Source organism: Dietzia sp. PP-33, assembly GCF_033790845.1.
In the GTDB taxonomy this organism is placed as follows: Bacteria; Actinomycetota; Actinomycetes; order Mycobacteriales; family Mycobacteriaceae; genus Dietzia.
On the sequence record NZ_JAMYEI010000008.1, the window covers coordinates 250,571 to 273,609 of the forward strand.

General features: G+C 71.1%; 23 protein-coding genes and 4 tRNA genes. 9 read left to right on the top strand and 18 right to left on the bottom strand.

All coding sequences use genetic code 11. The annotated features are described in order from the left end of the window. Positions 1-125: 125 nt before the first annotated feature. The 8 genes from NJE57_RS15080 to hadA all read right to left on the bottom strand — a co-directional run bounded on the left by NJE57_RS15080 (position 126) and on the right by hadA (position 5,202). A complete protein-coding gene (locus NJE57_RS15080; RefSeq protein WP_319029327.1) occupies positions 126-1,094 on the bottom strand; it encodes a hydroxymethylglutaryl-CoA lyase in 969 nt (322 codons plus the stop codon). A 92-nt stretch (positions 1,095-1,186) separates the two neighbouring features. Continuing rightward, positions 1,187-1,909: a 50S ribosomal protein L1 gene (gene rplA, locus NJE57_RS15085; RefSeq protein ID WP_319029328.1), complete on the bottom strand. Its 723-nt coding sequence runs from the start codon at positions 1,907-1,909 to the stop codon at positions 1,187-1,189. Positions 1,910-2,002: 93 nt separating this feature from the next. Then, positions 2,003-2,437, bottom strand: coding sequence for a 50S ribosomal protein L11 (rplK, locus tag NJE57_RS15090; RefSeq protein WP_319029329.1), 435 nt, complete (start codon positions 2,435-2,437; stop codon positions 2,003-2,005). 230 nt (positions 2,438-2,667) lie between these two features. Further along, entirely contained in the window at positions 2,668-3,636 is a 969-nt protein-coding gene (nusG, locus tag NJE57_RS15095; protein WP_319029330.1) for a transcription termination/antitermination protein NusG, read from the bottom strand. Between the two features lie 61 nt (positions 3,637-3,697). Beyond that, on the bottom strand, positions 3,698-4,072 hold the full coding sequence (secE, locus tag NJE57_RS15100; RefSeq protein ID WP_319029331.1) for a preprotein translocase subunit SecE: 375 nt from the start codon (positions 4,070-4,072) through the stop codon (positions 3,698-3,700). A 37-nt stretch (positions 4,073-4,109) separates the two neighbouring features. After that, positions 4,110-4,182 (bottom strand) — tRNA-Trp (locus tag NJE57_RS15105). 184 nt (positions 4,183-4,366) lie between these two features. After that, positions 4,367-4,804 (bottom strand): MaoC/PaaZ C-terminal domain-containing protein, encoded by a 438-nt coding sequence (locus tag NJE57_RS15110; RefSeq protein ID WP_319029332.1) that lies wholly within the window; start codon positions 4,802-4,804, stop codon positions 4,367-4,369. Next, positions 4,801-5,202 carry a (3R)-hydroxyacyl-ACP dehydratase subunit HadA gene (gene hadA / locus NJE57_RS15115; protein WP_319029333.1) on the bottom strand — a complete coding sequence of 134 codons (402 nt, stop codon included), beginning with the start codon at positions 5,200-5,202 and terminating at the stop codon, positions 4,801-4,803. Before hadA ends, NJE57_RS15110 begins: the two co-directional genes overlap by 4 nt. A 94-nt stretch (positions 5,203-5,296) precedes the next feature. Between hadA and NJE57_RS15120 the strand changes: the two genes are divergently transcribed. Next, positions 5,297-7,021 carry an acetolactate synthase gene (locus NJE57_RS15120; RefSeq protein WP_319029334.1) on the top strand — a complete coding sequence of 575 codons (1,725 nt, stop codon included), beginning with the start codon at positions 5,297-5,299 and terminating at the stop codon, positions 7,019-7,021. A gap of 34 nt (positions 7,022-7,055) precedes the next feature. On the opposite strand, the gene NJE57_RS15125 is transcribed toward NJE57_RS15120, so the two are convergent. Continuing rightward, entirely contained in the window at positions 7,056-7,793 is a 738-nt protein-coding gene (locus NJE57_RS15125) for a response regulator (protein WP_319029335.1), read from the bottom strand. A 35-nt stretch (positions 7,794-7,828) separates the two neighbouring features. Continuing rightward, positions 7,829-9,109, bottom strand: coding sequence for an ATP-binding protein (locus tag NJE57_RS15130; protein WP_319029336.1), 1,281 nt, complete (start codon positions 9,107-9,109; stop codon positions 7,829-7,831). 181 nt (positions 9,110-9,290) lie between these two features. On the opposite strand from NJE57_RS15130, the gene NJE57_RS15135 reads away from it, so the two are divergent. The 3 genes from NJE57_RS15135 to NJE57_RS15145 are packed head-to-tail and all read left to right on the top strand — an operon-like array spanning position 9,291 to position 12,489. Further along, positions 9,291-10,268: a Bug family tripartite tricarboxylate transporter substrate binding protein gene (locus NJE57_RS15135; protein ID WP_319029337.1), complete on the top strand. Its 978-nt coding sequence runs from the start codon at positions 9,291-9,293 to the stop codon at positions 10,266-10,268. Next, positions 10,265-10,978 carry a tripartite tricarboxylate transporter TctB family protein gene (locus tag NJE57_RS15140; protein WP_319029338.1) on the top strand — a complete coding sequence of 238 codons (714 nt, stop codon included), beginning with the start codon at positions 10,265-10,267 and terminating at the stop codon, positions 10,976-10,978. The genes NJE57_RS15135 and NJE57_RS15140 overlap by 4 nt, the downstream gene beginning before the upstream one ends. After that, positions 10,966-12,489, top strand: coding sequence for a tripartite tricarboxylate transporter permease (locus NJE57_RS15145; protein WP_319029339.1), 1,524 nt, complete (start codon positions 10,966-10,968; stop codon positions 12,487-12,489). The genes NJE57_RS15140 and NJE57_RS15145 overlap by 13 nt, the downstream gene beginning before the upstream one ends. A gap of 68 nt (positions 12,490-12,557) precedes the next feature. Here the strand turns inward: NJE57_RS15145 and NJE57_RS15150 are convergent. Both NJE57_RS15150 and NJE57_RS15155 read right to left on the bottom strand, forming a co-directional pair. After that, positions 12,558-12,631, bottom strand: a tRNA-Met gene (locus NJE57_RS15150). Positions 12,632-12,672: 41 nt separating this feature from the next. Further along, positions 12,673-12,745 (bottom strand) — tRNA-Thr (locus NJE57_RS15155). A 120-nt stretch (positions 12,746-12,865) separates the two neighbouring features. Here NJE57_RS15155 and NJE57_RS15160 point away from each other — a divergent pair. Further along, the gene (locus tag NJE57_RS15160) at positions 12,866-13,597 is read left to right on the top strand and encodes a glycosyltransferase family 2 protein (RefSeq protein ID WP_319029340.1); all 732 of its coding nucleotides are present in this window, start codon (positions 12,866-12,868) and stop codon (positions 13,595-13,597) included. Positions 13,598-13,734: 137 nt separating this feature from the next. Here the strand turns inward: NJE57_RS15160 and NJE57_RS15165 are convergent, their stop codons facing one another. The 6 genes from NJE57_RS15165 to NJE57_RS15190 form a co-directional block, all read right to left on the bottom strand. Further along, positions 13,735-15,030, bottom strand: coding sequence for a prenyltransferase (locus NJE57_RS15165; protein ID WP_319029341.1), 1,296 nt, complete (start codon positions 15,028-15,030; stop codon positions 13,735-13,737). After that, the gene (locus tag NJE57_RS15170; RefSeq protein WP_319029342.1) at positions 15,027-15,404 is read right to left on the bottom strand and encodes a lycopene cyclase domain-containing protein; all 378 of its coding nucleotides are present in this window, start codon (positions 15,402-15,404) and stop codon (positions 15,027-15,029) included. Before NJE57_RS15170 ends, NJE57_RS15165 begins: the two co-directional genes overlap by 4 nt. Then, positions 15,401-17,122 (bottom strand): phytoene desaturase family protein, encoded by a 1,722-nt coding sequence (gene crtI / locus NJE57_RS15175; protein WP_319029343.1) that lies wholly within the window; start codon positions 17,120-17,122, stop codon positions 15,401-15,403. The genes NJE57_RS15170 and crtI overlap by 4 nt, the downstream gene beginning before the upstream one ends. After that, entirely contained in the window at positions 17,119-18,000 is an 882-nt protein-coding gene (locus NJE57_RS15180; protein ID WP_319029344.1) for a phytoene/squalene synthase family protein, read from the bottom strand. The genes crtI and NJE57_RS15180 overlap by 4 nt, the downstream gene beginning before the upstream one ends. After that, positions 17,997-19,088: a polyprenyl synthetase family protein gene (locus tag NJE57_RS15185; protein ID WP_319029345.1), complete on the bottom strand. Its 1,092-nt coding sequence runs from the start codon at positions 19,086-19,088 to the stop codon at positions 17,997-17,999. Before NJE57_RS15185 ends, NJE57_RS15180 begins: the two co-directional genes overlap by 4 nt. A 132-nt stretch (positions 19,089-19,220) precedes the next feature. Further along, positions 19,221-19,303: transfer RNA gene (locus NJE57_RS15190), tRNA-Tyr, on the bottom strand. A 143-nt stretch (positions 19,304-19,446) separates the two neighbouring features. On the opposite strand from NJE57_RS15190, the gene NJE57_RS15195 reads away from it, so the two are divergent. From NJE57_RS15195 to NJE57_RS15210, 4 genes are all read left to right on the top strand, one after another. Then, entirely contained in the window at positions 19,447-19,941 is a 495-nt protein-coding gene (locus NJE57_RS15195; RefSeq protein WP_319029346.1) for a YajQ family cyclic di-GMP-binding protein, read from the top strand. An 85-nt stretch (positions 19,942-20,026) separates the two neighbouring features. Further along, positions 20,027-20,839, top strand: a complete 813-nt coding sequence (gene modA / locus NJE57_RS15200) for a molybdate ABC transporter substrate-binding protein (protein WP_319029361.1) — start codon at positions 20,027-20,029, stop codon at positions 20,837-20,839. Continuing rightward, on the top strand, positions 20,836-21,630 hold the full coding sequence (locus NJE57_RS15205) for an ABC transporter permease (protein ID WP_319029347.1): 795 nt from the start codon (positions 20,836-20,838) through the stop codon (positions 21,628-21,630). Before modA ends, NJE57_RS15205 begins: the two co-directional genes overlap by 4 nt. Further along, complete coding sequence (locus NJE57_RS15210; protein ID WP_319029348.1) at positions 21,623-22,858, top strand: ABC transporter ATP-binding protein; 1,236 nt, start codon at positions 21,623-21,625, stop codon at positions 22,856-22,858. The genes NJE57_RS15205 and NJE57_RS15210 overlap by 8 nt, the downstream gene beginning before the upstream one ends. Positions 22,859-23,039 lie beyond the last annotated feature (181 nt).

Below are 23,039 nucleotides of genomic sequence, written 5' to 3' on the forward strand. Positions count from 1 at the left end.
TCGACGTCGGCCGAGATGTCGGTGAGAACGCGAGTGGTCGATCCCGTTCACGTTGTCCGAGTTGGGCACGGAGCTACCTCCGCAGTTGGGACCACTCGACGAGCCGCGGGCGGGCGGCGCCCGGGTCAGGCCCGCGGCAGGGTCCAGGCGAACTCGCGGCCGTCACCGTGCGCGCCCGCCGAGGCCCGCGAGCGCGACCGCTCGCCCAGCCGGGTGAGCATGCGGTCACCGGTACGCACCAACTCGTGGAATTGGTCCGGCCCCAGCCAGTCCGGGCGCAGGGCGAACACCACGTCCTCGGTGGCGGTGTTGCCGGAGGCACCGGGAGCGAAGGGGCAGCCGCCGAGCCCGCCCAGCGCGGCGTCGACCATGCCCGCCCCGGCGGCCACGGCGGCCAGCGTGTTGGCCACGCCCATCCCCCACGTGTCATGACCGTGGAAGACGAGCCGTCGCCCGCCCGCCGGCTCGATCGCTGCGGCCACGAGGTCGGCGACCTGCCGCGGATGCGCCTGGCCGAGGGTGTCGGCGAGCACCACGTCGGCGGTGCCCTCCCCCCGTGGATCGGCGATCAACCCCAGCACCCGCCCGGGGTCGACCGGCCCGGTGATCGGGCAGGTGAACGTGGTGGCCAGACAGAGCTGGACGGTGCCGCCCACCGCCGCCGCGGCCTCGACGGCCCCGGGGAGGGCGGCCATGCTCGTCTCGGCGTCGCGACCGATGTTGGCGCGGTTGTGCTCGTCGGTCACAGACAGGCAGTACTGAAAGCGGCGGACCCCGGCGTCGGCGGCGCGGCGCACGTGGCCCGGGGTGGCCACCCACACCCAGCAGCGGTCGCGCTCGGCCTCGTCGAGGGCGGCGATCACGTCGAGGGTGTCCGCCAGCGCGGGCACGAGGTCGGGCCGGGCCATGGACCCCACCTCGAGCTCCGGGACACCCAGCCGGAGCAGCGTGCGGACCAGCTCGACCTTCGCCGTGGTGCTCAGGCGTCCCTCGGTGAGCTGGAGGCCGTCACGCAGTGCGACGTCGCGCACCGACACCGCATTCGTGGACGCCGCGCTGGTGGGCCGGGCAGAGCCGACGGGCTGGGAGGTCATGGGACCATCTTCCCGCATTCGTGCCGGTCGGGGTCACGCAGAAGGGCCCCGCGCCGGAGACCGGTCGCGGGGCCCTGTCCGGGCGGTTCAACTCACTCGGAGTCGGTGCCCGCCTCGAGGAGCTTGGAGATCGCCGAGGTGTCGACCGGGATGCCGGGGCCGGTCGTGGTGGAGATGGTGATCTTCTGCAGGTAGCGGCCCTTGGAGGAGGACGGCTTCAGACGCATGACCTCGTCGATCGCGGCCTGGTAGTTCTCCGTGAGCTGCTCGGTGGAGAAGGATGCCTTGCCCACGATGAAGTGCAGGTTGTTGGCCTTGTCGGTGCGGAAGGTGACCTTGCCGCCCTTGATGTCGTTGACGGCCTTGGTCACGTCCATGGTGACGGTGCCCGTCTTGGGGTTGGGCATGAGGCCACGCGGGCCGAGCACGCGGGCCACACGGCCGACCTTGGCCATCTGGTCCGGGGTGGCGATCGCGGCGTCGAAGTCGAGCCAGCCGCCCTGGATCCGCTCGATCAGGTCGTCGGTGCCCACGACATCGGCGCCGGCGGCCTCGGCCTCGGTGGCCTTCTCGCCCGCGGCGAAGACGATGACACGGGCGGTCTTACCGGTGCCGTTCGGAAGATTCACGGTACCGCGGACCATCTGGTCCGCCTTGCGGGAGTCGACGCCAAGTCGCATGGCGACCTCGACGGTGGCGTCCATCTTCGTCGAGGAGGTGTCCTTGGCCAGGGCCAGGGCATCCAGAGGCGAGTACAGCTTGGTGCGGTCGACCTTCTCAGCTGCGGCCTTGAAGGCCTTGCTGTTCCTGCTCATGTGAGTTCCATTCCTGCCGCGTCACTCACGCGGCGGTCGGGTGTGGTGCGGGCCTGAGCTGCCCTCCCACGAGTGCTTCGGGGTTGGTGGAGGTCAGGCCTCGACCGTGATGCCCATGGAGCGGGCGGTGCCGGCGATGATCTTCGCGGCCTGGTCGGCGTCGCTGGCGTTGAGGTCTTCCATCTTGGTCTGCGCGATCTCACGGACCTGGTCCATGGAGACCTTGCCGACCTTGGCGGAGTGCGGCGTGCCGGAGCCCTTCTGCAGGCCGGCGGCCTTGAGCAGGAGCTTGGCGGCGGGCGGAGTCTTGAGCTTGAAGTCGAAAGAACGGTCCTCGTAGACCGTGATCTCGACCGGCACGACGTTTCCGCGCTGGTTCTCGGTGGCTGCGTTGTAGGCCTTGCAGAACTCCATGATGTTGACACCATGGGCACCCAGAGCCGGACCGACCGGCGGGGCCGGGTTGGCGGCGCCGGCATTGATCTGGAGCTTGATGAGCCCTGAGACCTTCTTCTTCTTCGGAGGCATCGTCTTCCTGATTCTTCGACTGGATCTCGGCTCCACGCTGTACACGTGGGAGGCCGACTGTCGTGTGCGCCGCTCCCCGCGTACCGCCCTCTCGGGCGGGCATCGGAGAGCGCAGGCGCAACCTTGGAGATTCTACGCGCGGGATCGCGGGGATCCCTAATCGCGACGGAAACGACGAGACCCGCCGCGCGCGGGAGGCGCGGGGCGGGTCGTCGGCCTGACCGGGTGCGTCAGTCGATCTTCTCGACCTGGGAGAAACCGAGCTCCACCGGGGTCTCGCGACCGAAGATCGACACGAGCACCTTGAGCTTCTGCGAGGCGGGCTCGACCTCGGAGATGCTGGCGGGCAGCGTGGCGAACGGGCCGTCCATGACGGTGACCGACTCGCCGACCGTGAACTCGACCTCGACGGTCTGCGGGACCAGTCCGCTGTCGCCCTCGCCACCGGGAGCGGTGGCCTTCTTCTCCGGCTTGGGGGCCAGGAACTTGGCGACGTCGCTCAGAGAGAGCGGGGTGGGCGCACCGGCCGCGCCGCCGGTCGCGCTGACGAAACCGGTGACCCCTGGGGTGTTGCGGACGACGCCCCATGACTCGTCGTCGAGGTCCATGCGGACGAGGACGTAACCGGGCAGGACCTTGCGGTTGGCGACCTTCTTCTGGCCGTTCTTGACCTCGGTGTACTCCTCGATCGGGACCTCGACCTGGTAGATCTTGTCCTCCGCGCCGAGGGTGACCGCACGGGTCTCCAGGTTGGCCTTGACCTTGTTCTCGTAGCCGGCGTACGAGTGCACGACATACCAGTCGCCGGGGAGCTTGCGGAGCTGACGCTTGAAGGCGATGACCGGGTCGATCGCGGGCGCCGCCTCCTCGGGGGCCCCCTCGTCGACGGGCGCGTCGCCGTCAGCATCGTTCTCGGCGGTGCCGTCCTCGTCGGTGCCGCCCTCGGACGCACCGGTCTCGTCGGCGCCGGCCTGGCCGAGCTCGGAGGCGTCCTCGTCCTCGGCGACGGCGTCCACATCAGCCTCGGCTACCGCCTCGACCTCGGCCTCGACGGCCTCCGCGGTCGGCGGGACGGCGGCGTCGGAGGGGTCCGCAGCCGTGTCACCGAGCACTGCGTCGGCCTCGGTCTCGGCCTGCTCGGCGGCAGCCGGGCTCTGCTCGACGTCCTCGGACTCGGGGCTGTGCTCGATGTCGCTCACGGAAATTGCGGTCCTCTCGAAGTTCGGCGGTCCGGATCTCGCCCCGGACCCGAGCGGCAGGTCAGCGGTCGAAGACGAGCTCGACGAGCTTGCCCGCGCCGAAGTCGACGCCGGAGACCAGCGCGGTCATGAAGATCAGGAACAGGAACACCACGATGGTGTAGGTGACCATCTGGTTGCGCGTCGGCCAGATGACCTTGCGCAACTCCTCGACGACCTGCCCGATGTACTGGAACGGATTCGCGCGGTTGCCCCGCGTGTCCTCCGCGGTGTCCGCGTCCGTGCGGACACGGCCCGCGACAGCGGTGTCACCCCGGCCGGCTTTGCCCGTCGGAACAGCAGAGCCTGCCGGAACAGCGGAGCCGGTGGACGCCGCGGCGCCGTCGGAATCGCGCGCGCCGCTGGTGTCGACGTCGTCGTCGCGATCCTGACTCACGCGGTACCTCCGGGTCGTCGTTGGCTGGCGGGAAGGGCAGGGGCGACAGGACTTGAACCTGCAACCTGCGGTTTTGGAGACCGCTGCTCTGCCAATTGAGCTACGCCCCTTCGGCCGGTCTCCCGGCCACCCGTGCCGTCTCACGAAGCGCGGACCGCACGAACGCCTCGACTCTACAGTGTCGGCGGCTACCTCAGGCAGCGCGGGCCGCGACCGCGGGCGGTCGGGCAATTCAGTGTACGACAGTCCCGGCAGTGCCCCGAAATCACGCCCGCCGTGTGGCGGGGACGCGCCTCATCCCCCGGCCAGCGAGACGGTCACCACGGCCTTGCCGAACACCTTGACCCCGCCGCAGGTCACCGCCAGCGCCACGTCGGCAGTGGAGCCGTCCTCGGCGACCTTCTTGACCGTGCCCGCCACCTCCAGCCGCGCCGGGGAGTCGGCGGGCACCACCACGGGTCCGGCGAACCGGATCGAGGTGGCCAGCACCCTGTCGGCTCCCCCGGCCCACTGCGCCACCACACCGATCGCCACCGCGGAGGTCAGCATCCCGTGCGCCACCACTCCGGGCAGACCGAGCGCGCGGGCGGCCTCGTCGTTCAGGTGGATGGGGTTGTGGTCCCCGGAGGCGTCGGCGTAGCGGCGCAGGTCCTCGCGCGTGATCGGGCACGTGCGGGCCGGGATCGGCTCGCCTGGCTGGGGCCGCCTCGTCGTCGTCGGGTCGTCCGTCATTCCTCCACCTCCGCGGTGAGCAGCGCGCTGGACAGGGACTGGACGGCCGCGCCGGTCGCGTCGCGCAACACCGTGTCGAAGCCGATCATCCGTCCGCCGCGGGCGGAGCGCACGCCGGTGACGGTCGCGGTGGCGGTGAGGACGTCGCCGACCGCGATCGGGCGGTGGTGCTCGGAGGACTGCGCGGTGTGGAGGGTGCGGGACAGGTCGATCCGCAGTGCCGGGTGTTCCATCACCGCGCGTTGGACCGGCGCGGTCAGGGCGGCGGCCAGGGTGGCGGGGACCTGGCCCGCGCGGGCGCCGACCGCCTCGGCGAAGCGCGCCACCACCTCGGTGGTGACGGTCACGGGATCCCCGGTGACGACGACGAGGTCGCCGGCTGCGCTCTCTGTGCTCACGCCCGCCGACGCTACCCGAGCCCGTCCGCGCGGAACGGCTCCTGCGGGGGCGCGCGGCTCCTACGGTGGAGACAGTCGACCAGGGAGAGCGCCCGTGAGCCAGAACGACCCCACAGACCGATCCGACCAGGCCGGCGGTGGCCGGGCGCAAGTATCCGGCCACGGCGGATCCCACGCCACCGCCGTCGCCGCCGCCCACGGGGTAAGGACCATGTTCACCCTGTCCGGCGCGCACGTGTTCCCGATGTACGACGCCGCGGAGAAGGAGGACCACGGCATCACACTGCTGGACGTGCGCCACGAGCAGACCGCCGCCTTCGCCGCCGAGGCCACCGGCAAGCTGACCCGCTCCCCCGGCCTCGCCGTCCTCACGGCGGGGCCGGGGGTGACCAACGGGATCAGTGCGGTCACCCAGGCCTCGTTCTCCGGCGCGCCGATGGTGGTCGTGGGCGGCCGCGCCCCCGCGGGCAGGTGGGGCACCGGCAGCCTGCAGGAGTTCGACCACGTCCCCCTGATGCGCCCGGTGACAGTGTCCGCGGAGACGGCCCGCGACACCGCCGACATCGCCGCCGCCACCCACCGCGCCTTCACCGCCGCGCGCACCGCCCACCGCGGGCCGGCGTTCCTTGACGTGCACATGGACCACTTCTTCGACCAGTGCGAGTCCGTGCGCCCCGGGCCGGGATTCGCGGCGGACGGATCGCCCGCCCCCGGTGTCGACCGCTCCCCCGACACCGACGCGGTCGACCGGATCGCGGACCTGCTCGCCGGATCGAAGCGGCCCGTCCTGGTGCTGGGCTCGGACGTGTGGGCGGACCGCGCAGAGGACGCGGCCCTGCGGTGCGTGGAGGCGCTCGGACTGCCCGCGATCCCGAACGGCATGGGGCGAGGGATAGTCCCCCCGGGTCACAGCCTTCTCGTGTCCAAGGCGCGCGGCATGGCGTTCGGGGGCGCGGACCTCGTCGTCGTCGTGGGCACCCCGTTGGACTTCCGCCTGGGGTACGGCGTGTTCGGCGGAAAGGACGGTGCAGAACCGGCGACAGTGGTGCACGTCGCCGATTCCGAGGGCCAGCTCAGCCGCCACGCCGACCCCGCCGTCGCCACGGCCGGCGACCTGGGGCGGGTCCTGGACGCACTCACCGAGGCGGTGCAACGTCGGTCGAGCACGCCGGACTGGAGCGGGTGGGCCCGGTCGCTACGCGAGAAGGCCGACGCCACCCACGCCGCCGACCTCGAACTGCTCGGCGCGAGCGCGGACCCCGTCCACCCGGCGCGCATCTACGGTGAACTGCTGCCGCGGCTTGCCGAGGACGCGGTCGTGATCGGTGACGGCGGCGACTTCGTGTCCTTCGCCGGGAAGTTCATCGAACCCGCGCGGCCCGGGAACTGGCTGGACCCCGGTCCGTTCGGCTGCCTCGGCGCGGGGCTGGGCGCGGCGATCGCGGCCCGTATCGCCCGGCCCTCGAGTCAGGTGGTGCTGCTGCTGGGCGACGGTGCGGCCGGGTTCTCGCTCATCGACGTGGACACCCTCGTGCGCCACAACCTGCCCGTGGTGATGGTGATGGGCAACAACGGGGCGTGGGGACTGGAGAAGGGGCCCATGCAGATGCTGTACGGCTACGACGTGATCGCCGACCTCGCCCCGCGCACCCGCTACGACGAGGTGGTCAGGGCGCTCGGCGGGGCCGGCGAGATGGTCACCGACCCCACGCAGATCGGCCCCGCGCTGGACCGTGCCTTCGCGAGCGGGGTGCCGTACCTTGTCAACGTCGTGACAGACGTAGAGGCCGGCTATCCCCGGTCGACGTTCGGGGTGTGAGCCGGGCGCGACACCCCCCGTTCCCCGGTGGATATCAGGGCACGACGAGTCGGTAGAGCAGCTCCGGTCGTCCGCGCCCGCCGTAGCGGTGCGACACATCAACGGTGCCGTTCCGGTGCAGATGATCGAGGTAGCGGCGCACGGTCGCGCGGGAGGCGCCGCTCATGCGGGAGACATCCACAGCCGTGTGACCGGCGCCGTCGTCCAGAGCGGTGAGGACCGCGGCCAGCGTCGGCTCGGACAACCCCTTGGGCAGTGGGCCGGGGCCGGGGCCGTGCCCGGTCGCCGCCGGGCCCGTGGACGTCACGCCCGGACCCCTCCGCAGCAGAGCGTCGATCTCCCCCTGACCGAACGTATCGAGCTCTGCCGGTGGTCCGGCGCTTTCGGCGCGGAACCGTTCCAGTCGCTCGATCATCGCGGCCCTGGTGAACGGCTTGACCAGATACCCCACGACCTGGCCGGACAGCGCCTGCCTGACGGTGATGCGGTCCCGAAGCGAGCTGACCACGATCACGCTGATGGGGCGGCGGGAGATCGTCCTGATCCGGTGCAACACCTCGATCCCGCTGAAACCCGGAAGGCCGATGTCGAGCAGGATCAGATCTACCCCGCCGCCCGCAGCCCATCTGATGGCCCCGTGACCGTCAGCGACCGCGGCGGCCACCCTGAACCCCGGAACACTGTCCACGTACCGACTGTGCAGGCGACGCGCGACGGGATCGTCGTCGACGATCAGCGTCCGGATGGTGTGGCCGCCCTGTTCCCCGTTCACCCTCGTCGCCCCTTCACGCTCTCGCTACTGCGATCTCAGACGGCACGGTCCCCGCCGACCTTCCCACCCGGGGATGCGGGGAGCCGCACGGTGAACAGTGCCCCACCGGCCGACGAACGTCCCACCTCGATGTCGCCACCACGATCCCGCACGATCTGCCAGACCACGGCGAGGCCCACCCCGCGCGTCGCATGCCGATCGCCCGGCTGCTTGGTGGAGTAGCCGTGCTCCATCACCATCGGCAGCGTGTCCGGGTCCAGACCTGGGCCATCATCTCCGACCGCCACCTCGGTGCCGAACTCGTCCGCGACCACCAGGACGCGGACGTGACCGCCGGGGCCGGCCGCCTCCATCGCATTGAGCACCAGGTTCGCGATCAGCGAGACTTCATCTCCACCGAGTGCACCCACGCTCGTCGACGTCAGTGGGTCGATCTCCAGCCGTCCTCCCTGCGAGTGGTACTCCGCGACCATCGCCCCCAGTACTGCGCGCATCCGCGGGTCCTCGATGACTCCATCCCGGATATCCGTGCCGGAGACCGGAGCCAGTTCGGCCAGGTACTCCAACGCCTCGTCGACCTCGCCACTCTCGACGAGGCCGTACACCGCGTGTATCCGCGTCCGGAACTCGTGGGTCTGCTCGCGGAGCGCTCTCGAGAGCCGGCGCTGCTCACCCAGTTCGGCGTTCTCGGCCTCCAGCCTTCGTACGCGGACGTCGACCGCGCGGGAGACGCCGGCGGCACCGATCAACCCGACCAGCACCGCCAGCAGCACCCACGGTGCCATCGCCCCGAGACTGGACCGCAGATCGGCGGCGATCTCCGACTCGAGGACCCCGACCGATGCCGCGCCGATGACGACGCCGTCGCGATACACCGGCACCTTGGCGCGAAGTGTCAGACCGATAGTCCCCTCCTCGGTGCCGACGAAGGTGGCACCGGCCAGAACTGCTTCCGGGTCGGTCGAGACCGGCCGACCGCGTTCCCCGGGCACCGGGTGGGTGATCCGGATCCCGTCGGAGTCACTGATCACCACGTAGTCCACACCCGAGGCCTGCTGGATCAGCTCGGTCAGCGGTTGTAGCTCCTGCTCCGGGTCGTCCCGTTCGATGGCGTCCCGAACCTGCTCGAGCCTGGCGAGGCTGTGGGCGACGGCGAGCACGCGCTCGGTCATGGCATCGCGCACCTGTCGCTCCTGGACGCGCGACGCGGCATACGCCGTCAAGCCGACACAGGTCAGCACGACCGCGCACTGGATCAGCAGGACGACGACAAGTCTGAACCTCCGCCTCAGAAGCCACTCCGGGTACTGCGCCACCTCGGCCCTTTCCTCCGTCGCAGCAAGCCTGCCCGCTGCTTCACCCCGCCACGTTCCAGCCGGACGGCGTGAGCATCAATGAGCACAAACCCTAGTTGTGCCCCACATCACACGTCGACATTCCATTCTCAGCTCATCCCTCGGTGGCGTCTCTGGCACCGAGAACCAGGAAGGACCGTGGATGCGACAACACCTTGCCCGCTTCGTGACCGTGGTACTAGCCGTCGCGCTGACCACTGTCGCGGTGACCGATGCCAGCAGCTCGGGCGGCGGCGACAACGCGCGGACACAACTGAACATCATCGCGCCGGCCGCCCCCGGCGGCGGATGGGACACGTTCGGCAGAGAAGCACAGCAGGCCCTGATGTCCGACGGGATCGTCAACGCCGTCCGCGTCCGCAACGTCCCCGGCGCGGCCGGGACCATCGGACTGACCCAGTTCGTTCAACTCGCCGGACGCACCGACTCGCTCATGGTCACCGGCGGCGTGATGGTGGGCGGAGTGATCCTGCAGGATTCCGACGCCACGCTCGAAGACACGACGCCCATCGCACGTCTCGCGGACGACTACAACGTGCTCGTGGTCCCCGCGAACTCGCCGTATCAGACGCTGGACGAGTTCATGGCGGCGTGGCGAGAGCATCCGGGAATGGCGATCGCGGGCGGGTCGTTGGGGAGCATCGACCATCTGCTCACGGGAATGCTCGCCGACGCTGCCGGCATCGACCCGTCCCTGACCAACTACATCGCCTACGCCGGTGGCGGTGAGGTCGTGCGCGCGATGATCAGCGGTTCCGCTGTGGGGGCCATCTCGAGTGCCAACGACTTCGCCGCCCAGATCGAGGTGGGTGAACTCCGAGCGCTCGGTATCTCCTCGGCGACACCTCTCGAGGAGATACCCACTCAGACCTTCATCGAACAGGGAGTGGACGTGTCCATGTCGAACTGGCGCGGGCTGGTCGCCCCACCGGACATCCCGGAGGAGGTCCGTGACGAGCTGATCGCGATCATCACGGAGATGAGCGAGACCGATCAGTGGCGCGACACCCTCGACCGCAACGACTGGACCGACGAGTTCATGGCAGGCGAACAGTTCGAGCAGTTCCTCGACGCCGAGATCGCGTCAACCGAAGAGATCATCAAGGAGTTGGGCCAGTGAGTACCTCGACCGACCCGGCGAGCACCGCGGTTCCGCATGCTCAGCCGGGCAGCAGAACGCGCTGGTGGCGCAATCGGACCGAGTTGGGCTTCGCCACCGGCATCCTGGCGATCGCTGCCTTTATGACCGTGCAGATCGTCCAGATGGACGTCCCCGACGGGGCAGGAACCCCCGGTCCGCAATTCTTCCCCGGCCTGGTCGCCGGGTTCCTCCTCCTGACCGGTGTACTGCTGGCGATCAACGTCATCCGCAACCCTCGGCACACCGAGGCCACATCGACGATGGGCCAGCTGTCCACCGACATGCTCGAGGATCTGGCCGCGATCGACCACACCGGTGAGACCCGGGGTGTTGGCGGCACGACCCGGCCAGGCGACCCGGCACACCCACAGGAGACCGACTCCCCCACCGGGACGCCCTCGCCGTCCGCGGCCGTCGGCTCGGGATACATCCCCGTCGACTACCGCACCACCGGGATCGTGCTCTGCGGGCTCGTGGCGTTCGCGCTCACACTCCAGCCCGTGGGCTGGCTGGTCACCGCCAGCGCGCTGTTCTGGGTGGTCAGCTACGCCCTGGGCAGCAGACGCCCACTGTTCGACGTCGCCGTCTCGGTGATCTTCGCGTCCGTCATCCAGATCGCCTTCTCGGCCGGTCTCGGGCTGGGCCTGCCCCCCGGCATACTGGAAGGAGTACTGCCATGGAGCAACTGAGCCTCCTGGGCGAGGGCCTGGCCGGGGTCCTGACCCCGATGAACCTCACCCTCCTGCTGATCGGTGCCGTCCTCGGTACCGCTGTGGGTGTCCTGCCCGGACTCGGCTCCGCGATGGCGGTCGCCCTGCTCCTCCCGGTCACCTTCACACTCGATCCGACCGGCGCCTTCATCATGTTCGCCAGCATCTACTTCGGAGGACTGTTCGGCGACTCGACCTCGGGGATCCTGCTCAACACCCCGGGCAACTCGTCGGCCATAGCGACGACGTTCGAGGGCCACCGGATGGCCTTGGACGGCCGGGCCGCCAAAGCACTGGGCATCTCGGCGATCGGCGCGTTCACCGGCGGCATGATCGCGTGTGCCTGCGTGGTCATGCTCTCCCCCTACCTGATCCTGCTCGCGCGGGCGTTCTCGTCACCGGAGTACTTCGCGCTCGCCGTCTTCGCCTTCGTCGCCATCTCGGCGGTCGTCGCCGAGTCCGTCGTGCGGGGGCTCGCCGCACTCGGGCTGGGGCTCGCGCTCGCGCTGGTCGGCACCGACTCGATGACCGGCACCCAGCGCTTCACACTGGAGAACCCGGCCCTGTTCGAGGGCATCTCGATCATCGTGATCACCGTCGGCCTGCTGGCTCTCGGGGAGGTACTGCACCAGGCGTCGCGGATCCACCGACAGACCCTGACCGGCGGACCGGTGAAGACCGAGGGCTCACCGTTCCCGACGCGCAAGGAGATGCGCAGGATCGTCCCCGCCTTCCTCCGCGGCACCGCATTCGGTCTCCCCTTCGGCACGATCCCCGTCGGCGGCTCCGAGGTTCCCACGTTCCTCGCCTACGGAACCGAGAAGGCTCTGGCCAAGCGGCGGAATGACCCCGACTTCGGTACCCGCGGAGCGCTCCAGGGCGTCGCCGCGCCCGAGGCCGCCGGCAACGCCACCGCGGGCAGCGCGATGGGCGCGCTGCTCGTCCTGGGACTGCCGACCTCGGCGACGGCCGCGATGATGCTGGCCGCGTTCCAGCAATACGGGATGCAGCCCGGTCCCCTACTGTTCGAGACGAGCGCCGCGCTGGTCTGGCCGCTGCTCGCCAGCCTGTTCGTCGGTCTGATCATCCTGTTGATCATCAACCTGCCGTTCGCCGCCGTCTGGGCGAAGCTACTCCTGATCCCCCGCCACAATCTGTACGCCGGGGTCACCGTCATCGCGATGCTCGGCACCTACGCGATCTCCTCCTCCACGCTGGACCTCTGGATGGTGATCGCGATCGGTGTCGTGGGATTCCTGATGCGGCGGTTCTCGATCCCGCTGGCCCCGGTCCTGATCGCCGCGATCCTCGGCCCACTGGCGGAGATCGAACTGCGGCGGTCACTGGCGCAGTCCGAGGGTGATGTGGCGATCCTGTTCTCCTCGCCTATCACCATCGTGCTGTACGCGCTGCTGGCCGCAGCCGTGGCCGCGAGCATCATCCAGCACATTCGGCACCGTCGTCGTCGAAGCGAACACGCCGCACAGTAGTCGTTGCAGCGGCTGGGCAGAGACAACGAAGGCCGTCCGCGATTCGCGGACGGCCTTCGTCTGTCTTGTACCGGTGGGGGGACTCGATCCCCCGACCTCACGATTATGAGTCGTGCGCTCTAACCAGCTGAGCTACACCGGCATGCTCTGCCAGCCGGGCGACCCAGCCGCCCGCACAGTGCGAGCCCCCTGTCGGAATCGAACCGACGACCTTTTCCTTACCATGGAAACGCTCTACCGACTGAGCTAAGGGGGCGGGCCACTCCGGGTCGCGAACTTCTCCGCGACTCGGGGTGAAAGCCTCTAGCAGATTACACACACGCTCGAACAGGGCACAAATCGCCCGGTTGGGTGCGGTCGGCGGTCCGCTGGCAGGATGAGAACCATGCTCATCTCCGTGGTCGTCCCCGTCCTCGACGACGCCCACGAGCTCGCCGGGTGCCTCGCGGCGCTGCGGTCCCAGACGCGGCTGCCCGACGAGATCGTGGTGGTGGACAACGGCTGCGGTGACGACAGTCCCGACGTCGCCCGGCAGGCCGGCGCCCGCGTGGTAACCGAGCCGGTGCGGGGGATCCCCTCGGCCGCCGCCACCGGCTACGACGCGGCCACCGGTGACGTGATCGCCCGCCTGGACGCCGACTCCCGCCCCGGCCCGGACTGGCTGGAGCGGATCGAGGGCGCGTTCACCGAGGATCCCGAGCTCGTCGCGATCTCGGGCCCCGGCGAGTTCATCGGGTTGAGCGGCTGGCGGGCCCGCGCCGCACAGCTGCTCTACATGGACGCCTACTTCTTCTCGGTGGGCGCCGCGATGGCGCACCCGGTGCTGTTCGGCTCGAACCTGGCGATGCGCCGGGCGGCGTGGGAGCGGGTCCGCGACGGGGTCGACCGCGCGGACCCGGAACTCCACGACGACATCGACCTGTCGTTCCAGTTCGGCGCCGCCGACCGGGTACGTGTGGACCGATCGCTGACCGTGGGCATCTCCGCGCGGCCGTTCGACGATCCCGCCGCGATGCGCCGGCGCTTCTCCCGGGCGTTCCGGACGATCTTCCGCAACTGGCGCACCAGCCCGCCCTCGAAGCGGTGGATGGAGCGCGTCCAGCGCTGAGCCCGAGCTGACCCTTCGACTTGCGCGCCCGGAACGCTCGCCTCCCGCCGACTCGTGAGCCCGGAATGGTCCAAAGCGGGCGCATAGCTTTTGCGAGCGGTGAGCGGTGAGCGGTGAGCGGCGAGTGGCGGGGAGCCTCAGGACCAGACGAGCACCGACCACAGCACGAGCTGGGTCACGCAGAAGCCGGCCAGCATGTTGAGCACCAGGAAGCGCTTCCACCCCTCGTTGGTGCGCTCGGCATCGGCGTCGGTGACCCTCACATAGGCCGCCACGGTGGCCAGGTACGGCAGGATCGCGAAGGCCGCCCCGGAGGCAGGCCACGGCGCCGCCACGAGCAGGACCACGACCGCGGCGGCGTAGCAGGCCAGCGCGAACCACACCGCGGCCCGCGCCCCGAGCACGGTGGCGACGGACTTGAGGTCCGCCTCGCGGTCGAAGCGCACGTCCTGCACCGCCCCGAACGCCTGCGAGGCGGCGCCCCACAGCATGAAGGCGATCAGGCACGCCCACACTCCCCCGGTCAGCTCGGCTCCCGCGATGGTCCAACCGACGATCGCCGGGGAGGCGAAGTGGAAGGCGGAGGTAACCGAGTCCAAGAACGGGATCTCCTTGAACCGCAGCCCCTTGGCGCTGTAGGCGATCACCGCGAACGCGCTCGCCGCGAGCCACAGTGACGACTCCCACGAGCCCACCCACACCAGATAGGCCAGGAACGGCACGGTCGTCACGCCCGAGGCCACGAGGGTGGCCGTGTGCCTGGACCGCTCCAGCACGGACCCCTCGACGCCGCCCTTGCGCGGGTTGCGCAGGTCCGATTCGTAGTCGAAGACGTCGTTGATCCCGTACATCGCGAGGTTGTACGGCACCAGGAAGAAGAACGTGCCGATCACGCCGAGGAGGTCGAACCCCCCGGTGGCCAGGAAGTACGCCAGCGCGAACGGCGCGGCGGTGTTGACCCACGACACCGGCCGGGACGACCAGAACAGCGTGGTCAGCAGACCGGGGGTCGCGGGCCGCTCGGCGGTGCGGACCTCGTCGTCGCCATGATCCGAGGCGCGCGCCAACGAGGCGTCCCCCCGGCCCGACACCGTCGGACTCCCCACCTCGGCCCCGACACGCGGGGCGGCGGTGAGCAGCGCCCACACCGACGGTACGAACACGGCCGCCGCCACGGCGTAGGCGAAGTCCTCGATGGGCGCCACGCCCAGGCGGAGTCCGCTGGTCAGCTCGTCGTCGTAGGCCACGAGCCCGGCCGAGATCATGATGTTGTCGAAGACCGCGGTGAGGATCATGAGGATCACCAGCGCGCCGCCGACCCCGATCAGCCACCGGCGTTTCTCGGGCCCCCTCAGGCGCCAGGCCGCGAGGAGGGCGGCGGCCACCACGGGGATGGACATGGTGAGGTTGAGGGTCGTGTACAGGCTGGTCACCGGCGCTCCCCCGTCGTCCGGTGAACGTCGGAATCTCGGGAGGACCGCAAGGCCCGCGACCGGTGCTCGGCCGCGAGCGCGACGCCGGCCGCGCACACCAGCGCGAGGTGCGAGAGGAACGCCAGGAACACGACCTCTTCGAGCGGGATCTCCGGCGCGACGGTCAGCCCGGTCATGAAGTCGGTCTGCCCGCGGAAGAACACCCCGCTGCGCACGCCGAGGACGTCCCAGGTCAACAGCAGCGCGACGGACGCGGTCACGGCCAGGGCCGCGGCGGCCGGGGCGCGGAACGCCGCCAGCTTCCAGCGGTGGTCGATCACCAGGATGCCCGCGAAGGACACGACCTGGACCGCCAGGTAGGCCAGCCCGATCACGCGCCCGACACCGTGCCGCGCGGGACCGATCTGTCGGACACTGATCTGTCGAACACCGTGCCCCCGCCGGGCTCGGCCACCGGGGCCGTGCTCGTGTCGCCGCGGACGTGCTTGAGCACCAGTTCGGCGCTGATCAGACACATGGGGAGTCCGATCCCGGGGATGGTCGAGGCTCCCGCGTAGTAGAGCCCGTCGACGTGTCTCGAGACGTTGCGGGTCCGGAAGAACGCGCTCTGGGCGAGTGTGTGGGCGGGGCCGAGGGCGGTGCCGCGCCACGCCCCGAGGTCGGCCTCGAGATCGGCCGGGGCGATGGTGCGGCGGAACACGACCCGCTCGGCCAGATCCGGGACGCCGGTCCACTCCGCGATCTGGGCGATCGCCTGGTCCGCGGCGGCCTCGATGGTCGCGTCCCCCGCGCCGTCGACGCCTCCACGGCCGAGGGTCGGGTCGGCGGGGATGGGCACCAGGACGAAGAGGTTCTCGTGGCCCGCGGGGGCGGTGCCGGCCGCGGGGTCGTCGGTCGCACTGGGCCGACAGACGTAGAGGGAGGCCGGGTCGGGGATGTGGGTCTCCTCGCCGAAGATGGCGTCGAATCCCTCCTCCCACCTCTCCGTGAACAGGAGGGTGTGGTGCGCCAGCTGCGGCAGTTCGCCGGAGACACCGAGCAGCATCAGCAGGGCGCCGGGGCCGGGGGTCTTGGCGTCCCAGTAGGACTGCGGGTAGGTGCGGAGCGTCTCCGGCAACCACCGGGTCTCGAGGTGGTGCAGGTCGGCCGCGCCGACGACGAGGCCCGCCGGCAGCGTCCGCTCGGCCCCCGCCCGGTCGCGCACCCGGACGCCGGTCACCCGGGCCCTGGCCCGCCCGGGCCCGCGGCCGCCCCCGCCCGCGGAGGTGGTCGTCAGTTCGACCGCCTCGGTGCCGGTGTGGATACGCACTCCCTGCGCCTCCGCGACCCGCCGGACGGCGGCGATGAGCTCGGTGAACCCGCCGCGCGGGTAGAGCACCCCGTCGGTGAGGTCGAGATGGCTCATGAGGTGGTAGATCGACGGCGCCAGGTACGGCGAGGAACCCAGGAACACCGCCGGGTAGCCGAGGATCTGCTGGATCCGGCGGTCGGTGAACCTGCGGGCGACGAACGACTGCAAAGGTTGCACGAGCCGCGCCACCAGGGACCCCGCCCGGGCCAGCACGTCCGGCCGCACCAGTGCCGGGTACGAGGTGAAGTTGGTGTAGAGGAACCGGCGCAGGGCCAGCTCGTAGGTGGTCCGGGCCGAATCGAGGTACCTGCCGAGCGTGGCGCCGGCGCCCGCCTCGAGCGACTCGAACAGCGCCATCGAGTCCGCGCGGTCCGAGCGCACGTCCACCGGATCCGGCTGTCCCTCGAAGTACACGCGGTATCCGGGATCCAGGCGGACAAGGTCGAGCTGCTCGGCGGCCGTGGTGCCGCAGAGGCGGAAGAAGTGGTCGAACACCTCCGGCATCAGGTACCAGGACGGGCCGGTGTCGAACCGGAACCCACCCGCCGACCAGCTGCCAGCGCGGCCGCCCACCTCGTCCGTGGCCTCGACCAGCGTGACGTCGCGGCCCTCGCGGGCGAGCAGCGCGGCGGTGGCCAGGCCGGCGATGCCGCCACCCACCACCACGACGGGACCGTCCGGGGCGGGCGTGCGGCGGCCGGGTAGACGGCCGGGCAGTCGGCCGGGCAGACGCGGGCTCATCGCACGACCGCCCGTCCGCCGCGCGGGACCGCGCGACCCCGCCCGGAGGCGGCACGTCCGATCACGGCCAGCTTGACCGGGTTGGGCACCCGGACACGACCGGCGCTCACCCCGGCCGCGCCGGCCGCCCGGAGGCGGTCGTTGAGCTCGGCGAACAAGTCGTGCGCGGCCAGCACCGCCAGCCGGTCCCGGCCGGGGATCCGATCGATCGCAGCGCGGGCGACGCGCAGGTCGGCGTCCACGTCGTCCGCCAACTCGCGCACGTCGGTGTCCGTCAGCGCCCGCGGGTCCCGTCCCGGCAGGTAGTTGCGACCGAGTTCCAGGGAGTCCTCCCGGATGTCCCGGAGGAAGTTGACCTTCTGGAACGCCGATCCGAGTGCGCGCGCGCCGGCGGCCAACTCGTCGTCGTCACCAAGCCCCCCACCGGCGAACGTCCGCAGACACATCTCCCCGATCACCTCCGCCGAACCGTGGATGTACCGGCGCAACGACTCCTCGGTGTGCTCGGTGACCTCCAGGTCGGCCTCCATCGAATCGTAGAACGGGTCGATGAGCCGGGCCCCGATCCCGAACCGGCGCGCGGTGTCGGCGAAGGCGTGCGTGACCGGGTCCGGGTCGAGACCACGCTCGACCGCGCGGTGGGTCCGGCGGCGGGCGTCGTCGATGAGCTCGCGGGCCGCGACGGGGTCGTCCATGGCGCCGTCGACGACCTCGTCCCCGACCCTCGCCCACGCGTACACGGCGGCGACGTGCGGCCGGGTCGCCGGGGCCAACAGGCGGCAGGCGAGCGCGAACGAGGTGGAGTAGCGGCGCAGGATCACCTCGCTGCACTTGCGGGCGGCCTCCGTGAACTCGGCGTGCGGGCTCTGCGGGGTCATCGGGTCCTCTCGAGGGCGGTGGCCAGGTGGGGATCGAGCGCTGCGCGCAGGTCGTGGGGAACGGCCGGCGAGTCCAGTGTGGCGCGGGCGGCGGTCACCAGGTCCTCGGCGATCCCCAACGCGTGTTCGCGGGCACCGCACTCGGCCAGCAACGACCGTGCGGTGGCCGGGTCAGGAGCGGCATGAGCCGGATCGGCATGGTCCGAGTCGGTACCACCGAGCGCGGAGTCGATGCGCGGCCAGAGCTCGGTGGTGGCGGCAAAGGCGAGGAGCACCGTGGGCGCGCGGCGCACCAGGTCCCCCTCGTTGGACTTGCCGGTCACGGCCGGGTCGCCGAAGACCCCCAGGACGTCGTCGATCACCTGGTAGGCGGTGCCCAGGTGGCGCCCGGTCTCGCGCAGCGGGGGGATCATCTCCTCCGGCCCCCCGGCCAGCACGACCCCCAGTACCAGCGGCAGGGTCACGGAGTAGGCCGCGGTCTTGGCGGCGCCGATAGCCAGGGCGTGCTCCTGGGTGGTCGGCTCACCGTGGGCCGCCCCGTGTACGTCCGCGTACTCGCCGGCGATCGAGGCCACCACGGCACGCTCGATCTCCTCCATGGCGCGGTGCACCACGGGCGCCGGGACGGGCAACCGGGCGAACTCCCCCATCGCCGCCACCAGCAGCAGGTCCCCGCCGAGCAGTCCCCCCACCATGCCGACGTGGGCGGCGGACTCCCGGGGCATCCCCAGTCCGGCGGCCCGCGTCGTGGTGCGTCCCTGCAGATTGGGCCGGCCCCGGCGGTGATCGTCACCGTCGGCGAGGTCGTCGTGCACGAGAAACGCCTCGTGGAGCAGTTCGAGGGCCTGGCAGGCGGCGTCGCGGACCGTCTCGTCCCGGCCACCGGCGCCGGTATAGACGGCGTCGAACAGTGCGGAGCGCATGCCCTTGCCGGATCTGGTGGTGTGGTTCAGGTCCGCGACCAGGTCGTCGACGGCCGGGCCGAGTCCCTCGGGCAGGTCACGAGAGGTCATCCGCTGGGCGGCGGGTACCGATGCCAGTGTCATGTCCGGTAGTTCGGAGCCGACCGCGTCGTGGATACCCCTCACCCCGAATCTTCTACACGAGAGGCGACAGCCGGGTGTCCGGCGCCGGGAGCCGCGGAACACCACGGTGTCACACGGTCACACTATCGCGGCCCGAAATGCACGAAGACCCCCGCTTGTGGCGGGGGTCTCGCGTGCCAGATGATGGATTCGAACCAACGTAGGCATAAGCCGACGGATTTACAATCCGCTCCCTTTGGCCGCTCGGGCAATCTGGCGTGCACCCCTGGAGGCGCTAGGACACGATACAACGCAGGTGACCCCCGGTGCCAAATCGGGGGCGCACGGGGTGGCCGGAGCGGATGGCCTGGGCGGGTAGCCTGGCCGGGATCGACCCCCAACCACGTGAAGGAGCGCATCCATGGCCTCGGAGTCCTCGTTCGACATCGTCTCGGAGTTCGACCGCCAGGAGGTGGACAACGCCCTCAACCAGGCCGCCAAGGAGCTGGGCACCCGCTACGACTTCCGCGGCACCGACACCGGCATCGAGTGGAAGGGCGACGACGCGGTGGAGATCGTCGCGGACTCCGAGGACCGTGTGCTGGCCGCCAAGGACGTGTTCATCGAGAAGCTGGTCCGCCGGGGCCTGAGCATGAAGGCGCTGGAGGTGGGCGAGCCCATGCCGTCGGGCAAGGGATTCCGCCTGGTCGGCACGCTCAAACAGGGGATCGACAAAGAGAACGCCAAGAAGATCACCAAGCTCCTGCGCGACGAGGGCCCCAAGGGCGTCAAGGCGCAGATCCAGGGCGAGGAGATCCGGGTGTCGTCCAAGAAGCGCGATGACCTGCAGGAGTGCATGCAGCTGCTCAAGAAGGCCGACCTGGAGGTCGCGCTGCAGTTCACCAACTACCGGTAGATCGTCGACCGTGCGCGCCACAGGCGAGCGCCGGAGGGGTCGCCGGCGTGCCGCCGCCGCGCCCGGCGCCGCGCCCGGCGCCCTGGTGGTGGCGGCGGCCCTGTGCCTGTCCCTGGTCGCGGGGTGTGCCGTGGGGGGCGACGACGACGAGGACTCCCAACTGCTGACCGTCTTCGCGGCCGCCTCGCTCACCAGCGCGTTCACCCGGATCGCCGAGGACTTCGAGCGCGAGAACCCCGGCGTGGAGGTACGGCTGTCGTTCGACGGCTCCTCCGGGCTGGTGGACCAGATCGCCGGGGGCGCCCCTGCTGATGTGTTGGCCTCGGCGGATGTCAGGAGCATGGACCGGGCCGTCGCCGAGGGGCTGGTCTCCGGCGAGCCGGTGGAGTTCGCGACCAACATCCTCACGTTGATCACCCCGCCGGGCAACCCCGCGGGCATCACCGGCCTGGACGGCTCGCTCGACGGCACCCGCCTTGTCGTGTGCGCCGCCGCGGTCCCCTGCGGTTACGCCGCACGCGCACTGGCCGCGTCCGCCGGGGTCGAACTCCGGCCGGTGAGCGAGGAGTCCAAGGTCACCGACGTGCGGGGCAAGGTCAGCTCCGGTGAGGCCGATGCCGGGATCGTCTACGCCACCGACGCCCGCGCGGCCGGGGACCGGGTAGAGCAGATCCCGATCCCGGCCGCGGATTCCGACCCCAACCGCTATCTGATCGCGGAGATCGACCGTCCCGGCGCCACGGGAACCGGGTCTGCGGACGCCGGGCCTGCTGGCTCCGGGCCTGCTGGCTCCGGGCCTGCTGGCTCCGGGTCCGATCCGGCCCGCCGGTTCCTCGACGCCGTCACCGGCGAGGCGGGTCGCTCCGTGCTCGCGGACCACGGGTTCGGCCCGCCGTGACCCGGCCCCCGCTGCCCCGCTGGCTCCTCGTCACGGCCGTCCTCGCGGTGGCGCTGGCCGCCGTGCCGTTGTTGGGGATGGCGGTGCGCATCCCATGGGCGGCCGTCCCCGGACTGCTCACCTCCGAGGCCGCGCGGGAGGCAGCGCTGCTCAGCCTGCGCACGTGCGCAGTGTCGACCCTGCTGTGCGTGCTGCTGGGCACCCCCCTGGCGGTGCTGCTGTCCCGCAGCAACGGGACCCTTGCCACGGTGGCCCGCACGGTCACGGCGCTGCCGATGGTGCTTCCACCCGTCGTGGCGGGGCTGGCCCTGCTCACCACGCTCGGACGCACCGGCGTGGTGGGTCGGCACCTGTCCGTCATCGGGATCGAGGTCGGCTTCACCACCGCCGCCGTGGTGATCGCCCAGACCTTCGTGGCCATGCCGTTCCTGGTGATCGCTCTGGAGGGTGCGTTGCGCTCGGTCGACTCCCGGCTGGAGCGCACCGCCGCGTCCCTGGGCGCATCCCCGACCCGCGTCCTCGCCACGGTGACGCTGCCGCTGGTCCTGCCCTCGCTCGTGGCCGGCGCCGCCATGTCCTTCGCCCGCGCCCTCGGCGAGTTCGGTGCCACCCTGACCTTCGCCGGATCACTGCAGGGCACCACGCGCACCCTGCCGCTGGAGATCTACCTGAGCCGGGAGACGAACACCGACACCGCCCTCGCCCTGGCCCTGCTGCTGATCGTGGTGGCCGCGGTGCTCATGGCAGCCTCGGCGAGCGTCGCGCGACGGGCGGTGGTGGGCAGTGGCTGAGCACGCGTCGGGCGAGCCGGGAGCGACCGCCGAGCCGGGCCCCGCCGCCGCGCTCGACTGCCGCGTCGACCACCGCGACGTCGAGCTCCGTCTCACGGTGCCCGCCGGCCGTCGCCTCGCGATCGTCGGACCCAACGGCGCGGGCAAGTCCACATTGCTGGCCTTGCTGGCCGGACACCTGCGCCCGGACTCCGGGGAGGTCCAGCTCCACGGGCGGCCGGTCAGCGCGCAGGGCATCCATGTGCCCGCGCACCGCCGCCGGGTGGTCTCGCTCGAGCAGCGGCCCGGGCTCTTCCCCCACCTCACGGCACTGGAGAATGTCACCTACGGCCCGCGATCCCGCGGAGTCCGCAGACGCCCCGCCCTCGACCGCGCCCGCGCCGAGCTGGACGCCGTGGGGTGCGCGGGCCTCGCCGGCCGCAGGCCCCACGAGCTGTCCGGCGGGCAGGCCCAGCGCGTCGCCCTGGCCCGGGCCCTGGCCGTGGACCCGGAACTGGTCCTGCTCGACGAGCCGCTGGCCGCACTGGACGTGGAGATCGCGCCCGGTATCAGGCGGCTCCTCGCCGACCGGCTCACCGGTCGCACGGTGGTCCTGGTGACCCACGATCCACTGGACCTGTGGGCGCTGGCGCACGACGTCGTCGTCGTCACCGGGGGTCGCGTCGTCCAGTCCGGCACCGTCGAGGGCGTGCTCGCCCGCCCGGGCTCGGACTTCGCCGCGCGGCTGGCCGGGGTGTCACTGCTGGAGGGCGCGGTGGTCGACGACGACGAGCTGCACACCCCGGGCGGCGACGCCGTCACCGGGTACCGCCCGGACGCGGCGTCGGGAGGGGTGTCGGGAAGGGCGCCGGGCTGGGCCCCGGGTGCGCGCGCTATCGCGACCGTCGATCCGCGGGCGGTGGCCATCCACGCCGCCGCGCCAGAGTCCGGGCCCGCGTCTGGGCCCGCGTCTGGGCCCGCGTCCGGGCCCGCGTCTGCGTCTGCGTCTGGGCCCGCGCCCGCGAGCGCGTCCGGCGTCGCGGCCAGTCCGCGGAACTCCTGGCCGGCGCGCGTGGTGTCGCTGGCCCCGGCGGGGGCGTTGACGCGGGTGACCACCGAGCTGCGGGATGGCCAGCGGGTCGATGCCGAGGTGACCAGCCGCTCGGCCGCCGAACTCGCGCTCGCGCCGGGCGTGGCCGTGATGCTGGTGGTCAAGGCCGCGCAGGTCGCCCTCTACCCGCGCGCCTGACGTCGGACCCGGACTCGTCCCACAGCCGCTCCCCGCGATGAACTCGCGCATGTACCGCTCGGAAGTTGTCAACCTGTCTCAAGACAGGTTGATGCCAGTGGTGGTGGGTAGTGCTGGTGCTTTCGGTGGTGCCGAGTATCTGCGGGGATGCAGTGCCGCTGCCCAGTCCAGGGTCTGTTGT

Bases quoted from the DNA above. Each gene is read 5' to 3' on its own strand.
- NJE57_RS15195 (WP_319029346.1), top strand. From the start codon at position 19,447: ATGGCCTCGGAGTCCTCGTTCGACATCGTCTCGGAGTTCGACCGCCAG.
- NJE57_RS15160 (WP_319029340.1), top strand. From the start codon at position 12,866: ATGAGAACCATGCTCATCTCCGTGGTCGTCCCCGTCCTCGACGACGCC.
- NJE57_RS15080 (WP_319029327.1), bottom strand. From the start codon at position 1,094: ATGACCTCCCAGCCCGTCGGCTCTGCCCGGCCCACCAGCGCGGCGTCC.
- NJE57_RS15135 (WP_319029337.1), top strand. From the start codon at position 9,291: ATGCGACAACACCTTGCCCGCTTCGTGACCGTGGTACTAGCCGTCGCG.
- NJE57_RS15145 (WP_319029339.1), top strand. From the start codon at position 10,966: ATGGAGCAACTGAGCCTCCTGGGCGAGGGCCTGGCCGGGGTCCTGACC.
- crtI (WP_319029343.1), bottom strand. From the start codon at position 17,122: ATGAGCCCGCGTCTGCCCGGCCGACTGCCCGGCCGTCTACCCGGCCGC.
- rplA (WP_319029328.1), bottom strand. From the start codon at position 1,909: ATGAGCAGGAACAGCAAGGCCTTCAAGGCCGCAGCTGAGAAGGTCGAC.
- NJE57_RS15110 (WP_319029332.1), bottom strand. From the start codon at position 4,804: ATGACGGACGACCCGACGACGACGAGGCGGCCCCAGCCAGGCGAGCCG.
- rplK (WP_319029329.1), bottom strand. From the start codon at position 2,437: ATGCCTCCGAAGAAGAAGAAGGTCTCAGGGCTCATCAAGCTCCAGATC.
- NJE57_RS15180 (WP_319029344.1), bottom strand. From the start codon at position 18,000: ATGACCCCGCAGAGCCCGCACGCCGAGTTCACGGAGGCCGCCCGCAAG.